Origin of the sequence: Intrasporangium flavum (assembly GCF_001956915.1) — a bacterium.
Taxonomy (GTDB): Bacteria; Actinomycetota; Actinomycetes; order Actinomycetales; family Dermatophilaceae; genus Monashia; species Monashia flava.
In genome coordinates this window covers 175,215-188,416 of the sequence record NZ_MLJO01000001.1, presented here as the reverse complement: position 1 = coordinate 188,416, position 13,202 = coordinate 175,215, and the positions used below count along the sequence as shown (strand labels likewise).

13 protein-coding genes are annotated in these 13,202 nt (G+C 74.4%); 5 read left to right on the top strand and 8 right to left on the bottom strand.

Annotation, left to right across the window (positions count from 1 at the left end):
* Nucleotides 1-5 precede the first annotated feature (5 nt).
* A complete protein-coding gene (locus tag BIV28_RS00840) occupies nucleotides 6-896 on the top strand; it encodes a GNAT family N-acetyltransferase (RefSeq protein ID WP_242652707.1) in 891 nt (296 codons plus the stop codon).
* On the opposite strand, the gene BIV28_RS00835 is transcribed toward BIV28_RS00840, so the two are convergent.
* Genes BIV28_RS00835 through BIV28_RS00825 form a run of 3 tightly spaced genes read right to left on the bottom strand, consistent with a single transcriptional unit; the run spans nucleotide 893 to nucleotide 4,126 of the window.
* Nucleotides 893-1,807 carry a GNAT family N-acetyltransferase gene (locus BIV28_RS00835; protein WP_207555679.1) on the bottom strand — a complete coding sequence of 305 codons (915 nt, stop codon included), beginning with the start codon at nucleotides 1,805-1,807 and terminating at the stop codon, nucleotides 893-895. The genes BIV28_RS00840 and BIV28_RS00835 overlap by 4 nt on opposite strands.
* 28 nt (nucleotides 1,808-1,835) lie before the next feature.
* On the bottom strand, nucleotides 1,836-2,942 hold the full coding sequence (gene mnmA / locus BIV28_RS00830; protein WP_076258458.1) for a tRNA 2-thiouridine(34) synthase MnmA: 1,107 nt from the start codon (nucleotides 2,940-2,942) through the stop codon (nucleotides 1,836-1,838).
* Nucleotides 2,939-4,126, bottom strand: coding sequence for a cysteine desulfurase family protein (locus BIV28_RS00825; protein ID WP_076258457.1), 1,188 nt, complete (start codon nucleotides 4,124-4,126; stop codon nucleotides 2,939-2,941). The genes mnmA and BIV28_RS00825 overlap by 4 nt, the downstream gene beginning before the upstream one ends.
* 160 nt (nucleotides 4,127-4,286) lie before the next feature.
* On the opposite strand from BIV28_RS00825, the gene BIV28_RS00820 reads away from it, so the two are divergent.
* Nucleotides 4,287-5,816: a S8 family peptidase gene (locus BIV28_RS00820; protein WP_076258456.1), complete on the top strand. Its 1,530-nt coding sequence runs from the start codon at nucleotides 4,287-4,289 to the stop codon at nucleotides 5,814-5,816.
* A gap of 107 nt (nucleotides 5,817-5,923) precedes the next feature.
* Nucleotides 5,924-6,421 (top strand): hypothetical protein, encoded by a 498-nt coding sequence (locus tag BIV28_RS00815; protein ID WP_076258455.1) that lies wholly within the window; start codon nucleotides 5,924-5,926, stop codon nucleotides 6,419-6,421.
* Between the two features lie 97 nt (nucleotides 6,422-6,518).
* Here the strand turns inward: BIV28_RS00815 and BIV28_RS00810 are convergent, their stop codons facing one another.
* The 5 genes from BIV28_RS00810 to BIV28_RS00790 all read right to left on the bottom strand — a co-directional run bounded on the left by BIV28_RS00810 (nucleotide 6,519) and on the right by BIV28_RS00790 (nucleotide 10,112).
* The gene (locus BIV28_RS00810) at nucleotides 6,519-7,475 is read right to left on the bottom strand and encodes an electron transfer flavoprotein subunit alpha/FixB family protein (RefSeq protein WP_076258453.1); all 957 of its coding nucleotides are present in this window, start codon (nucleotides 7,473-7,475) and stop codon (nucleotides 6,519-6,521) included.
* A 36-nt stretch (nucleotides 7,476-7,511) separates the two neighbouring features.
* A complete protein-coding gene (locus tag BIV28_RS00805; RefSeq protein WP_076258452.1) occupies nucleotides 7,512-8,303 on the bottom strand; it encodes an electron transfer flavoprotein subunit beta/FixA family protein in 792 nt (263 codons plus the stop codon).
* A gap of 169 nt (nucleotides 8,304-8,472) precedes the next feature.
* Nucleotides 8,473-8,796, bottom strand: a complete 324-nt coding sequence (locus BIV28_RS00800) for a YqfO family protein (RefSeq protein ID WP_076258450.1) — start codon at nucleotides 8,794-8,796, stop codon at nucleotides 8,473-8,475.
* Between the two features lie 28 nt (nucleotides 8,797-8,824).
* On the bottom strand, nucleotides 8,825-9,604 hold the full coding sequence (locus BIV28_RS00795) for an enoyl-CoA hydratase/isomerase family protein (protein WP_076258448.1): 780 nt from the start codon (nucleotides 9,602-9,604) through the stop codon (nucleotides 8,825-8,827).
* Nucleotides 9,605-9,608: 4 nt separating this feature from the next.
* On the bottom strand, nucleotides 9,609-10,112 hold the full coding sequence (locus tag BIV28_RS00790; RefSeq protein WP_076258446.1) for a type III secretion system chaperone family protein: 504 nt from the start codon (nucleotides 10,110-10,112) through the stop codon (nucleotides 9,609-9,611).
* Between the two features lie 45 nt (nucleotides 10,113-10,157).
* Between BIV28_RS00790 and BIV28_RS00785 the strand changes: the two genes are divergently transcribed.
* Together BIV28_RS00785 and glgX are read left to right on the top strand one after the other, a co-directional pair.
* Complete coding sequence (locus BIV28_RS00785) at nucleotides 10,158-10,970, top strand: endonuclease/exonuclease/phosphatase family protein (RefSeq protein ID WP_076258445.1); 813 nt, start codon at nucleotides 10,158-10,160, stop codon at nucleotides 10,968-10,970.
* Between the two features lie 67 nt (nucleotides 10,971-11,037).
* On the top strand, nucleotides 11,038-13,182 hold the full coding sequence (gene glgX, locus BIV28_RS00780; RefSeq protein WP_076258443.1) for a glycogen debranching protein GlgX: 2,145 nt from the start codon (nucleotides 11,038-11,040) through the stop codon (nucleotides 13,180-13,182).
* The last annotated feature ends 20 nt before the right edge of the window (nucleotides 13,183-13,202 follow it).

Below are 13,202 nucleotides of genomic sequence, written 5' to 3'. Positions count from 1 at the left end.
CGCGGGTGACGCGACGTGACTTCTCCGGCCCCGGCGACCTGCGGGCCATGCAGGACCTCTGCTCGCGCACGTGGACGCCGACGAGCCGCTTCCACCCCGGCCAGCTGGCGTGGAGCCGCTACTACCGGCCGGTCGACCCGTTCGCGCTCGAGGCGACCGAGGCCGTGTCGGTGTGGGCGCAGGACGGTCACGCGGTCGGGTTCGGCTGGGCCGAGGCGCCCGACTGGCTCGAGCTGCAGGTCGACCCCGACCACCCCGAGGTCGCCGCCCTGGTGCTCGAGTGGTTCGAGGAGTGGAGCGACGCCGAGGAGCAGTCGGTCATGGCGGTCGAGGGCGACGCCGCCGTGGAGGCCGCTCTCGCCGACGCGGGCTTCCTCCCGCAGGAGCAGGAGCCGTTCTTCACCCACCACGTCCTCGACCTCGAGGCGCTGCGGCCGGTGCCCGCCGTGCCCGGGTACACGTTCCGGGCGGTGCAGTCCGACGAGGTGGTGGAGCGGGCGGCCGTGCACGTGGGGGCGTGGTCCGACCTCGGGCCCTCACAGGTCGACGCGTCCTCCTACGGCCAGCTCATGGCGGCCTGGCCCTACCGCGGCGACCTGGACGTGGTGGCCCTCGACGCGTCGGGCGCGATGGTCGCCTCGGCGCTCGTCTGGCTCGACCCCGCGACCGGTGCCGGCCTCGTTGAACCGGTCGGCTGCCTGCCCGCCCACCGCGGGCGCGGTCTCGCCGGCGCGGTGACGCTCGCCGCCCTGCACGCGCTGCGCGACGCCGGTGGCCGCGTGGCGCAGGTGACCCCGCGCGGCGACGACGCCTACCCGGGGCCCCAGCGCATCTACCGCGGGCTCGGCTTCGAGCCGACGGCCCGCGTGCTGACGTGGAGCCGGTCGGCCGGCTAGGGCCGGAGCAGCACCGACATCTCGTGCTGGTCGAGGACCTCCGCGAGGCCGGCCCGGCCGAACGCGGCCGCGAGCGGTGACGTGGCGGGCTCGTTGACGACCCGGCACGCGCGCCCCGGGTAGCACGCCGCCAGGGCCGACACGGCGGCGCCGGCCGCGTCCTCGTCGAGGGCCGCTCCCGTCAGGACGGAGAGGTCGACCGGGGCCGCAGCCGACGCGGCCGACGCGGACGGGCGGGGGCGCACGAGGAGGGCGGCCGTCGGCGCGGCGTCGGGACCGACGAGCGCGATCACGTCGCCGGGTCGGGGCGTCACGTGGGCGGCCTCGCGGCCCCACGGCTGCGACGGGCCACCGCTGAGGCGCTCGAGCGCCGCCAGCCCTGCAGCCCACCTTGCAGCGTCGAACGGCACGACCCGGGCCGACCGGGTGGAGCGAGCAGGCCGGTCCCCCGGCGCGGCGAGCCGGCCCCCGAGCACGAGCAGCCGCTGGTCGACGCGGAAGCCGACGCGTTCGTAGGTGCGCCGTGCGGCGACGTTCGGGGTCAGCACCTCGAGCCGCACGTGCCCGACGCCGCTGCCGCGCGCGAGGTCGAGCAGCGCGTCGGCGAGGGGCGCCGCGAGCCCGCGGCCCCGGTGCGAGGGCGCGAGGCCGAAGCCGCCCACCCAGCCCCGCTCCCCCGCTGCCCGGCCGGCGTCCGTGGCACGCACCCCGAGCAGGGCGAGGCCGACGGGCACGCCCCGGTCGAGGACCACGAGGGAGCGCCCGAGGTCGATGGAGCCCGCGGTGACGTGGTCGGCCAGCCCCCGGGCGTCGCGGCTGACGTCGACGAGGTAGTCCGCGTAGGCGCGGTTCCACGCCTCGACGAGGGCGCCGGTGCCGACCTGCGACGCTGCGCGGGTCGCGAGCGGCATCGTCACGCCGTCGGGCCCGTCATGCCCGTCATGCCACGGGGTCGCGCTCGAGGCGCGAGGCGGCGATCGTCGCCGACCCGACGACGCGCGTGCCGTCGTAGAGCACGACCGACTGCCCCGGCGCGACGCCGCGGATCCGGTCGTCGAGGCGCACCTCGACGCGGTCGCCCTCGGCCCACGCCGTGGCGGGGTGCTCCTCGCCGTGCGCCCGCACCTGGGCCCCGACGCGGACGACGCCCTCGGGCGCCGGGCCGCACCAGCGTGCGTGCTGCCCGGTCATCGCGTTGACCCCGAGCAGGTCGGCCGTGCCGACGACGACCTGGTTGGTCCCGGGGCGCACCTCCACGACGTAGCGCGGCTGCCCGTCGGCGGCCGGGCGTCCCAGCGCGAGGCCCCGGCGCTGCCCGACGGTGTACGCGAAGGCGCCCTCGTGCTCCCCGACGACGGCGCCGTCGGCGTCGACGATCTCGCCGGGGGCCGCGCCGAGCTCGCGGGTCAGCCAGCCCCGGGTGTCGCCGTCGGCAATGAAGCAGATGTCGTGGCTGTCGGGCTTGTTGGCGACGTAGAAGCCGCGCTCGGCCGCCTCGCGCCGGATGGCCGGCTTCGTCGTGTCGCCGAGCGGGAAGAACGAGCGCGCGAGCTGGTCGGCGTCGAGGACACCGAGGACGTAGCTCTGGTCCTTGGCGGCGTCGACGGCCCGGTGCAGCTCGCGGCGCAGGCCGCCCGACGCGTCGGGCACCTCGACGACGCGGGCGTAGTGCCCCGTGGCGACGGCGTCGAACCCGAGCGCGAGCGCCTTGTCGAGCAGGGCGGCGAACTTGATCCGCTCGTTGCAGCGCAGGCACGGGTTCGGGGTGCGGCCTGCGGCGTACTCGGCGCGGAAGTCGTCGACGACGTCGCGGCGGAAGCGCTCGGCCATGTCCCAGACGTAGAACGGGATGCCGAGCACGTCGGCCACCCGGCGGGCGTCACCGGCGTCCTCGATGGTGCAGCAGCCGCGCGCCGACTCGCGCAGCGTCGCCGCGCTCTGGCTCAGCGCGAGGTGCACGCCGACGACCTCGTGGCCGGCGTCGAGCATGCGGGCGGCGGCGACCGCAGAGTCGACGCCGCCGCTCATCGCCGCGACGACCCTCACGAGGAGACCTCGCGCGCCCTCCGCGCCCGCTCGAGCGCCGCGGGCAGCGCTGCGAGGAACGCCTCGACGTCGGCCTCCGTCGAGGTGTGCCCGAGCGTCAGGCGCAGCGCGCCGCGCGCGTCGGACTCGCTGATGCCCATGGCGAGCAGCACGTGGCTCGGCTGGGGCACGCCGGCCTGGCACGCCGACCCGGTCGAGCAGGCGACGCCGGCGGCGTCGAGCAGGTAGAGGAGGGAGTCGCCGTCACAGCCGGGCACCAGCAGGTGGGCGTTGCCCGGCAGGCGACGCGTCGCGTCGCCGGGCTCCCAGAAGCCGGTCGGTCGGACGTCGGGGGCCAGCTCGACGGCCCGCTCGACGATGGCGTCGCGCAGGGCGACGAGCCGCGCGGCCTCGGCGTCCATCGACTCGACCGACGCGGTCAGGGCCGTCGCGAAGCCGACGATCGCCGGTGCGTCGAGCGTGCCCGAGCGCACCTGCCGCTCCTGGCCGCCACCGTGGGTCAGCGGGACCAGCGTGGCGTCGCGGCGCACGACGAGCGCCCCGACGCCGATGGGCCCGCCGAGCTTGTGCGCCGTCACCGACATGAGGTCGGCGCCGCTCGTGGCGAAGTCGACGGGCACGTGCCCGGCGGCCTGCACGGCGTCGGTGTGGAACGGGACGTCGAACTCGTGGGCCACGGCGGCCAGCGCGCGGACGTCCTGGACAGTACCGACCTCGTTGTTGGCCCACATCACCGACACGAGGGCGACCGAGCCGGGGTCCTCCTCGATGGCGCGGCGCACCGTGGCCGGCTCGACGAAGCCCTCGGGCGTGCACTCGAGCCACGTCACCTTCGCGCCCTCGTGGGCGACGAGGAAGTCGACGCAGTCGAGGACGGCGTGGTGCTCGGTGGCCCCGACGAGGAGCCGGACGCGGGCCGGGTCGGCGTCGCGGCGTGCCCAGAACGTGCCCTTGACGGCGAGGTTGTCCGACTCGGTCCCGCCGGAGGTGAAGACGACCTCGGAGGGTCGGGCCCCGAGCGCGCGGGCGATCTTCTCGCGCGACTCCTCCACGGCCCGGCGGGCCTCGCGGCCGGTGCGGTGCAGCGAGGACGGGTTGCCGACGACCGCGAGCTGACGGGTCATCGCGTCGAGCGCCGCCGGCAGCATCGGCGTCGTCGCGGCATGGTCGAGGTACGCGGTCACCGCACGATTCTAGGCCGTGGCGAGCGGCCGCCCGGCCCGGGCGCCGGGCCGTCCGGAGCGTCCACCCCGTGGCTACCGGCCGTAACCTGCGCCGGGCGCACCTCGTTGTCGGGTCACCCTGTCGCCAGCGTCGGCGGCAGCCACCGGCAGAGAGGGAACCATGTCCGGCACGACCAGAACCCGCCTCCGCACCGCCGTCGCCGTGGGCGTCGGCACCGTCGCGCTCGCCGCGTCGGGCCTGACCGGAGCCGTCTCCGCGGGCGCGGCCGCACCGTCCGACGGCCTGTCCTCGGCGCTCGGCGGCGTCACACGTGCGAGCAGCCCGGGCAGCTCGAACGGCCTCGCACCGCTGTCACCGTGGCTCGCGCGCCAGTGGTCGGCGCTGTCCGCGCTGAAGCCGACCACCGTCCTCGTCCACGGCACCGACGTCACCGCCGCACGCCGTGCGGCCACCGCGTCGGGCCTCGTCGTGCGCGAGAGCTTCGACAAGATCGGTGTCGTCGTCGCAGCCGGCCTGCCCACGCAGATCGCCGCCGTGCGCGCCGTCCCCGGCGTCACCTACGTCGAGGGCAACGAGCCGATCACGCTCTTCCTGTCCACGTCGAACACCGCGACGCGCGGCTCGGAGGCGCGCGCCACCCTGACCGGCGCCAACGGCAAGCCCCTCGACGGCTCCGGCGTCAGCGTCGCCGTCATCGACTCCGGCGTCGACCCGAGCCACCCGTTCCTGCGCAACGCCGACGGCAGCTCGGCCGTCGTCAAGAACCTCAAGATGGTCTGCGACCCCCTCGAGGTGCTCCCCTGCCAGCCCGTCGACGCCGGCAGCCTGAACACCGACCTGCTCTCGGTCGGCGGCCACGGCATGCACGTCAACGGCATCGTCGCCGGTCGCGACGTCACCCTGTCCGACGGCACGAAGATGCACGGCGCGGCCCCGGGCGCGAGCCTCGTGAGCCTCAGCACCGGCGCCGTCCTGTTCATCGTCGGCGCCGACTCGGCCCTCAACTGGGTCCTCGAGAACCACGGCGCCCCGTGCGGTGCCGGCGTCCCCGCGAGCACGTGCCCGCCGATCAAGGTGACGAGCAACTCCTACGGCCCGTCCGGCGGCGGCGAGTTCGACCCGAACTCGGCCACGGTCAAGCTCCAGCGCGCCCTCGTCCAGGAGGGCGTCGTCAGCGTCTGGGCCAACGGCAACGACGGCGGCGACGGGTCGGCCAACCTGTCCAACCCGCCCGGCCAGGACCCCACCCCCGGCATCCTGTCCGTCGCCTCCTACAACGACCAGGACACCGGCACCCGCAACGGCACCGTGAGCGACTTCAGCTCGCGCGGCAAGCGCGGCCAGCTGTCGAGCTACCCCGACATCTCGGCGCCCGGCGAGGGCATCACGTCCTCGTGCCGCATCTACCTGCCGATCTGCACCACCGGCGGCGACCCCCGCGACGGCGGCGACTACAACACGATCAGCGGCACGTCGATGGCCACGCCGCACATCTCCGGCATCGTCGCGCAGCTGTTCCAGGCCGACCCGGCGGCCACGCCGGCGCAGATCGAGGCAGCCCTCGAGTCGTCGGCCTACAAGTACACCGACGGCGCCGCGTACGAGCCCGGCACGAACGGCACGACGTCCTTCGACAAGGGCCACGGCCTCGTCGACGTCGTCGCGGCGGTGGCGGCCCTCACGCGGTGACGCCCGGCGCTCCCGGCCCCGTGGATCCCTCCGGTCCGGAGGGATCCACGGGGCCCGCGCGCGTCCGACCCGAGGACGCTGCGGGTCGGCGGCCTATCATCGGCGGCATGGGTCCGAGGCACGAGGACACCGGGGGCAGCACCCTGCGCGCCCCGACGGCCCACCGCGCCGTCACCGCGCTCGCCTGCCCGGTCATCGCCTACTTCGTCGCCCGGCTCCTCGTCCGCTACGTGCCGGCCGTGCCCGAGGTGGCCGCGTACGCCGTCTGCCTCGCGCTCGGGGTCCTGCTCGCGGTGCGGGCCTGGCGGGCCCGCGTCGAGCTGGGCCCCCACGCGCTGCGCGTGCACAACATGCTCTCGTCGACGACCGTCGAGCGACGCGTCGTGCGCCGGGTCTCGAGCGCGGGACGCGTCGAGTTCCGACGCGGCTCGGAGCGGCTGACCCGCCTGCCCTGCGAGGCGCTGCAGGGCCCGTGGTGGTCCTTCGGCTCCGGCGGCCGGCGCTACGTCGCCAACCGCGAGCGGCTGTCGAGCTGGACGCGGACCACCTCCCGGGTCGCCCGCGACGACGACGGGGACGGCCCCGACGGCGAGGCCGTCGCCTGACCTCGCCTCCTGCGACCAGGCTCCCCCGGTCACTCGGACGACGAGGGCCCCCGACCGACCGGTCGGGGGCCTCGTCGTGGGCGTGGTGGCGCGAGCCTCAGCCCTTGGCGGTCTTGATGGCGTCGGTGGCCTGCGGCAGGACCGCGAAGAGGTCACCGACGACGCCGAAGTCGACGAGCTCGAAGATCGGCGCCTCGTTGTCCTTGTTGACGGCGACGATCGTCTTGGACGTCTGCATGCCGGCGCGGTGCTGGATGGCGCCCGAGATGCCGCAGGCGACGTACAGCTGCGGGCTGACCTGCTTGCCGGTCTGGCCGACCTGCGAGGTGTGCGGGTACCAGCCGGCGTCGACGGCGGCGCGGCTCGCACCGACGGCCGCGCCGAGGCTGTCGGCGAAGTCCTCGACCTTGGAGAAGTCGCCGCCGGTGCCGCGGCCGCCGGACACGACGATGGCCGCCTCGGTCAGCTCGGGACGCCCGGTGGCCTGCTTCGGCTTGGACTCGGTGATGCGCGCACCCTTGGCGGCCTCGGACGGCGTGAAGTCGACGACCTCGTCGGCGGCGGCCGCCGGGGCCTCCTCCGGCGTGGCCGAGTTCGGCTTCACCGCGATGATCGGCGTGCCCTTGGTGACCTTCGCCTGGACCGTGTACGAGCCGGCGAAGACCGACTGCGTCGTGGCCACCCCACCGTCGGCCGCCTGCACGTCGACGGCGTCGGTGACCAGGCCCGACTCGGTCTTGATCGCGACACGGGCCGCGATCTCCTTGCCCTCGGTGGAGGCCGGCACGAGGACCGCCGCGGGCGAGGTGGAGCCGACCAGCTGCGCGAGCAGCTCGGCCTGCGGCACGACGAGGTGGCTCGTGACGTCGTCGGACTCGACGCGGTACACCTTCGCCGCGCCGAACTTGGCGAGCGTCTCCTTCGCGGCCTCGAAGCCGGCGCCGACGAAGACGGCCGAGGGCTCGCCGAGGCGACGGGCGATGGTGAGCAGCTCGGAGGTCGTCTTGCGGACCGTGCCGTCGACGTGGTCGACGAGAACGAGAACTTCAGCCATGGTTCGTGGGTTCCCTTCTGTGGCTGGGGGGGTCGGTCAGACGAACTTGCGCTCGGACAGGAACGCGGCGAGCTTGCTGCCGCCGTCACCCTCGTCGGTGACGATCTCGCCCTGCGTGCGCGGCGGGCGAGCGGCGAAGGACTCGACCGCGGTCCAGGCGGCGTCGAGACCGACCTGCGCGGCGTCGATGCCGAGGTCGGCCAGCGACCACGTCTCGACCGGCTTCTTCTTGGCGGCCATGATCCCCTTGAAGGAGGGGTAGCGCGGCTCGTTGATCTGGTCGGTGACCGAGACGAGCGCGGGCAGCGTGGCCGTGATCGTCTGCGTCGACGCGTCGCCGTCGCGGCGGATCGAGACCGTGTCGCCCTCGACCGTCAGCTCGGAGGCGTACGTGACGGCCGGCAGGCCGAGCCGCTCGGCGAGCATCGTCGGGACGACGCCCATCGTGCCGTCGGTCGAGGCCATGCCGGTGACGACGAGGTCGACGCGGCTGTCGGCGCCGAGCTTCTTGACGGCCTCGGCGAGCACGAGCGAGGTGGCGGCAGCGTCGGAGCCGTGGATCGCAGCGTCGTTGACGTGCACGCCCTTGTCGGCGCCCATCTGCAGCGCCTTCTTGACGGCGTCCGCGGCCGCGTCGGGGCCGATCGTCACGACGGTGACCTCACCCTCGCCGGCCTCGACGATCTTCAGCGCCTCCTCGACGGCGTACTCGTCCAGCTCGGAGAGCAGGCCGTCGACGTTCTCGCGATCGGTCGTGTTGTCGGACGCGTTGAACGTGCGCTCCGCCTGGGCGTCCGGCACGTACTTGACACAGACGACGATGTTCATGGGTGAACGTCCTCTTCCGTAGCTGGGTGAGCGGTCTGATGGGGCTGCCGGAGGTCGCTCCGGCACTGCCCGCCATCCTCTCACTGAGCGCCCGCTTACTCAGCACGCCGGGGGCGTGACGCTCACCACCAGTGACGCCCGTCGCACCCGGCGACGGCGCGGGCACCCTTCAGACGGCGCCGGTCTCGAGCACGTGGAAGGCCGGCTCCTCGTAGGGGTGCGCGGCCCGCAGGGCCGCGACGACGGCGCCTCGGCGCTCGCGCGGGAAGGTCACCTCGACCCGGTGCTCGGGCAGCGTCTCGAGCTCGCCGACGACGCCGACCGCGGGGTTCGCGCCGGGCCCGGGCCGGAACTGCCCGGTGCCCTCGACCCACCAGGCGCACTCGGTGTAGTCACCGATCGCGCCGGCGCCCGCGGCGAAGACCGCCGCGAGGACGTCCTCGGTCGACCCGACGGGCGAGTAGAACACGAGGACGTCCAGCGGCTGGGTCATGTCAGGTCAGCACGGGCGGGCACCGGGGTCAGCGACCCTCGAACTGCGCCTTGCCCGGGCCCTGCTCGACGAAGGAGGTCATGCCGATCTCGCGGTCGCGCGTGCCGAAGAGGCCGGCGAAGAGCATCCGCTCGATCTCGAGACCGGTCTCGAGGTCGACCTCGAGGCCGCGGTCGATGGCCTCCTTGGCGGCGCGGACGGCGTAGGTCGGGCCGCCGACGAAGGTGGCCGCCCACTCGCGGGCCGCGGTGTAGACGTCGGCGGCGGGCACGACGCGGTCGGCCAGGCCGATGGCGAGCGCCTCCTGGGCGTCGACGAACCGGCCCGAGAAGATGATCTCCTTGGCGCGCGAGGCACCGACGAGCCGCGAGAGCCGCTGGGTGCCGCCGGCGCCCGGGATGATCCCGAGGAGGATCTCCGGCTGGCCGAGCCTGGCGTCCTCGGCCACGACCCGGAAGTCGCACGCGAGCGCGAGCTCGCAGCCGCCGCCGAGCGCGTAGCCGGTGATCGCGGCGATGACCGGCTTGGGGATGCGCGCGACCGCCGTGATCGAGCTCGACAGCGGCGCCGAGCGGTCGACCATGTCGGTGTACGACATGGTCTGCATCTCCTTGATGTCCGCGCCCGCGGCGAAGACGCGCTCGCCGCCGTAGACGATGACCGCCTTGACGTCGGCGCGGTCGGTGGCCTCGGCGGCCGCGGCGCGGATCTCCTCCTGGACCTGGACGTTGAGCGCGTTCATCTTCGGCCGGTCGAGGCGGATCGTGCCGATGCCGCCCTCGACCTCGAGCCGGACGAACTCGCCCATCAGGTCAGGCCTCGCCCGGGGCGACGGCGTCCTGGGGCAGCCAGGACTGGAAGAAGAAGCCGACGCTCTGCAGGATGTGGTTGACCGAGAGCGGCACGAGGATGTCGAGGTCGGCGTTCGGCGTGATGACGTGCTCGGCCGAGACGACGAGGCTCTCCTGGACGAGCGAGAGCTTGACGATGTTGAGCTGCATCGTGAGGTCGTTGCAGCGGGCGAGGCGCTCGTTGCGGTCCGGCGAGACGGGCTCGGCGAGCTGCCACTGGCCGAAGAAACGGACGACGGCGAGGTCACCCTCCGCGACGCGCGCGAACAGCGTCGTGCTCGTGCCCTCGTTGTCGACGATCGCGAACTCGATGTCGCCGTCGCCGTCGATGCTCGCCTCGATGCCGAGGCCCTTGAGGACCCCGACGACACGGTCGCGCACCGGGTTGTCGGACGCCGGGGCGCCGTTGGGGGTGTTCCCCGGGGTGCTCGGCATGAAGTTGGGCAGGGAGGTCGGGTCGGTCATGCGCACCACCGTAGACTGATCGCCCCGACCGACGCGAGGTGGCCTGTGCCCGAGCTGACCGTCGCCACCGTCAACACCTTCTCGGGTCGGTTGCTGACCCTCCCCGGCGGTCTCGAACCCGTCCTCGCGGCCCGCCCGGACGTGCTCGCCCTGCAGGAGGTGCACCACCTCGAGGCCGCCGCGGTCTCCCGGGTGCTCACCGCCGCCGGCCTCGCGCCGAGCGCCGCACACCTGCCGGCGGGGCTCGTCCTCGCGCACGACCCCCGACGCGTGCGCCTCGTCGGGGCGCCGCTGCGGGCCACGCTCGCGCCGGCCGGGCCGCTGCTGCGGTGGTCGGACCACTGGCACGAGCGCGGTGCGCTCGCGGGGTCCTACGCGCTGCACGACGACGTCCCCGACGCACCCGACGTCCCCGACGCACCCGGCGGACGGAGTGCCCGCACCCGGGTCGTCACCGTGGCGACGGCCCACCTCATCGTCTTCGCGCGCGCGATCGCCCGCGGCAACCAGGTGCGGCGCCTCCACCGCGCGCTCACCGACCCGCGCGTCGCGTCGGGGCCCCTCGTGCTCGCCGGCGACATGAACCACTACCCCGGCCCGGCCCGGCCGGACCGGGCCCTCGCGCGGGGGCTCGGGCTGCGCCACGTCGGGCTCGACGCGCCGACCTGGCGCATCCGTGGGTCCAAGCACGAGTGGCTCGCCCGGGCGGGGGCGCGCGTGACCGGCTGGGACGTCGAGCGCTTCGACGCCGAGCTCGACGCCGTCCTCTACCGCGACCTCGCGCCCGTGCGAGCGGCCGTCGTCGAGGTCGCGTCCGACCACGGCGCGGTCGTGTGCACCTTCGCACTGCCGGACTGACGCGGCCGGGCCCGGGGCGCCGGAGGCAGCCCTCTCGCGCTCCCCCTCCTCCCCATACGCTGAGCCCATGTGTCCCCCTCCACCCCCGACCCCGGACCTGCCGCCCGAACCGGGGGTGCACCTGTGCCCCGAGGGCGCGGTGTTCTCGGTCTACGCCGGGCACGCGCGCGCCGTCGAGGTCTGCCTCTTCGACCGCGACGCCGACGGCGTCGAGACCGAGCGGCGCGTGCCGCTGCGCCACCGGGCCCACGGCACGTGGTTCGACACGGTCCCGGGCGTCGGCGCCGGGCAGCGGTACGCCTTCCGGGTCGACGGTGACTGGGACCCCGAGCAGTCGCTGCTCCACAACCCCGCCAAGCTCGTCCTCGACCCGTACGCCCGGGCCCTCGAGGGCGAGGTGTCCCTCGACCCGGCCCTCTTCGGCCACCGGGTCCGGGCCGACCTCACCGGCGACCTCGCCGTGCGCGACACCCGCGACTCGGCCCCGTTCATGCCGCGCTGCGTGGTCGTGGACCGCGAGTTCGACTGGGGCGACGACGAGTTCCCGCGCACCTCGCTGACCGAGTCGCTCGTGTACGAGGTGCACGTCAAGAACGCGACGGCGCTGCACCCCGGCGTGCCGGAGCCGCTGCGCGGCACGTACGCGGGTCTGGCGCACCCGGCCTTCGTCGAGCACCTCACCGCGCTCGGGGTCACCGCCGTCGAGCTGCTGCCGGTCCACGCCTTCACCCACGAGCCCGAGCTCGTCCTGCGCGGGCTGACCAACCACTGGGGCTACAACACCCTCGGCTTCTTCGCGCCGCACCCGGCGTATGCGTCGGTGGGCGACCCGCAGGGCGTCCTCGACGAGTTCAAGGCGATGGTGCGCGCGCTGCACGCCGCCGGCATCGAGGTGCTCCTCGACGTCGTCTACAACCACACCGCCGAGAAGTCGCGCGACGGCATGACGCTGTCGTGGCGCGGCCTCGACCAGCGCGCCTACTACCGCGTCGACGGCCGCGGCCGCGACATCGACGTCACCGGCTGCGGCAACACCCTCGACCTCACCCACCCGGTCGTGGCCCGCATGGTGCTGGACTCGCTGCGCTACTGGGTGCAGGAGTGCCACGTCGACGGGTTCCGCTTCGACCTCGCCGTCGCCCTCGGCCGCGGCAAGGACGACCACTTCGACCGCGACCACCCCTTCCTCGTCGCGCTGCGCACCGACCCGGTCCTGTCGCGCGCCAAGCTCGTCGCCGAGCCGTGGGACCTCGGCATCCACGGCTGGCGCACGGGCCAGTTCCCGCCGCCGTTCTCGGAGTGGAACGACCGCTACCGCGACACCGCGCGCACCTTCTGGCTGCAGGACCTCGCCGCGTCGGCGAACGGCGGCGTCGGGCACGGCGTCCGCGACCTCGCCACCCGCCTGGCCGGCTCGCAGGACCTCTTCGACAGCCACGACCGCGGCACCATCGCATCGGTCAACTTCGTCACCGCGCACGACGGCTTCACGCTGCACGACCTCACGGCCTACGACACCAAGCACAACGGGGTCAACGGCCACAGCGGCACCGACGGCTCGAACGACAACCGCTCGTGGAACCACGGCGTCGAGGGGCGCACCGACGACGAGCGGATCCTCGACGCGCGTCGCCGCACGATGCGCAACCTGCTCGGCACGCTGCTGCTGTCGACGGGCGTCCCGATGCTCACGGCCGGCGACGAGGTCGGGCGCAGCCAGCGCGGCAACAACAACCCGTACTCCCAGGACAACGAGATCAGCTGGATGGCGTGGGACCACGAGCCGTGGCAGGAGGACCTCCTCGCCACGACGCGTCACCTCGTGCGCCTGCGCCGCGAGCACCCGGTGCTGCGCCAGCGCTCGTTCTTCACCGGCCGCCCGGTGCACACCGACGGCTCCACCGACCTGGCCTGGTTCGCCGGCGACGGCGGCCCGATGGGGCACCGCTGGGACGGCCCCGCCGAGCACGTGCTCCAGGCGCTCTACAACGGCCTCTGGCACGACCAGCAGTCGGTGCTCGTCGTGCTCAACGGCGCGGCGGAGGCCGTCGACGTCACCCTTCCCGCCACCCCGGGCACCTCCGCCTACGAGCTGGTCTGGGACAGCTCCGACGCGCGCCCGTCCGAGCCCGGCGCGCCCGTGCCCGCAGGCACGACGCTGCCGATGGGCCCGGCCTCGATGCAGGTCTGGTGCGCCGTCGACGCCGGCTGAGCCCGCCACGCACGCCGAGA

What these genes read in the sequence shown, in the direction of transcription:
- BIV28_RS00805 (WP_076258452.1), bottom strand. Translation starts at nt 8,303, where the DNA reads ATGAACATCGTCGTCTGTGTCAAGTACGTGCCGGACGCCCAGGCGGAG.
- BIV28_RS00820 (WP_076258456.1), top strand. Translation starts at nt 4,287, where the DNA reads ATGTCCGGCACGACCAGAACCCGCCTCCGCACCGCCGTCGCCGTGGGC.
- BIV28_RS00795 (WP_076258448.1), bottom strand. Translation starts at nt 9,604, where the DNA reads ATGGGCGAGTTCGTCCGGCTCGAGGTCGAGGGCGGCATCGGCACGATC.
- glgX (WP_076258443.1), top strand. Translation starts at nt 11,038, where the DNA reads ATGTGTCCCCCTCCACCCCCGACCCCGGACCTGCCGCCCGAACCGGGG.
- BIV28_RS00800 (WP_076258450.1), bottom strand. Translation starts at nt 8,796, where the DNA reads ATGACCCAGCCGCTGGACGTCCTCGTGTTCTACTCGCCCGTCGGGTCG.
- BIV28_RS00790 (WP_076258446.1), bottom strand. Translation starts at nt 10,112, where the DNA reads ATGACCGACCCGACCTCCCTGCCCAACTTCATGCCGAGCACCCCGGGG.
- BIV28_RS00810 (WP_076258453.1), bottom strand. Translation starts at nt 7,475, where the DNA reads ATGGCTGAAGTTCTCGTTCTCGTCGACCACGTCGACGGCACGGTCCGC.
- BIV28_RS00835 (WP_207555679.1), bottom strand. Translation starts at nt 1,807, where the DNA reads ATGCCGCTCGCGACCCGCGCAGCGTCGCAGGTCGGCACCGGCGCCCTC.
- BIV28_RS00815 (WP_076258455.1), top strand. Translation starts at nt 5,924, where the DNA reads ATGGGTCCGAGGCACGAGGACACCGGGGGCAGCACCCTGCGCGCCCCG.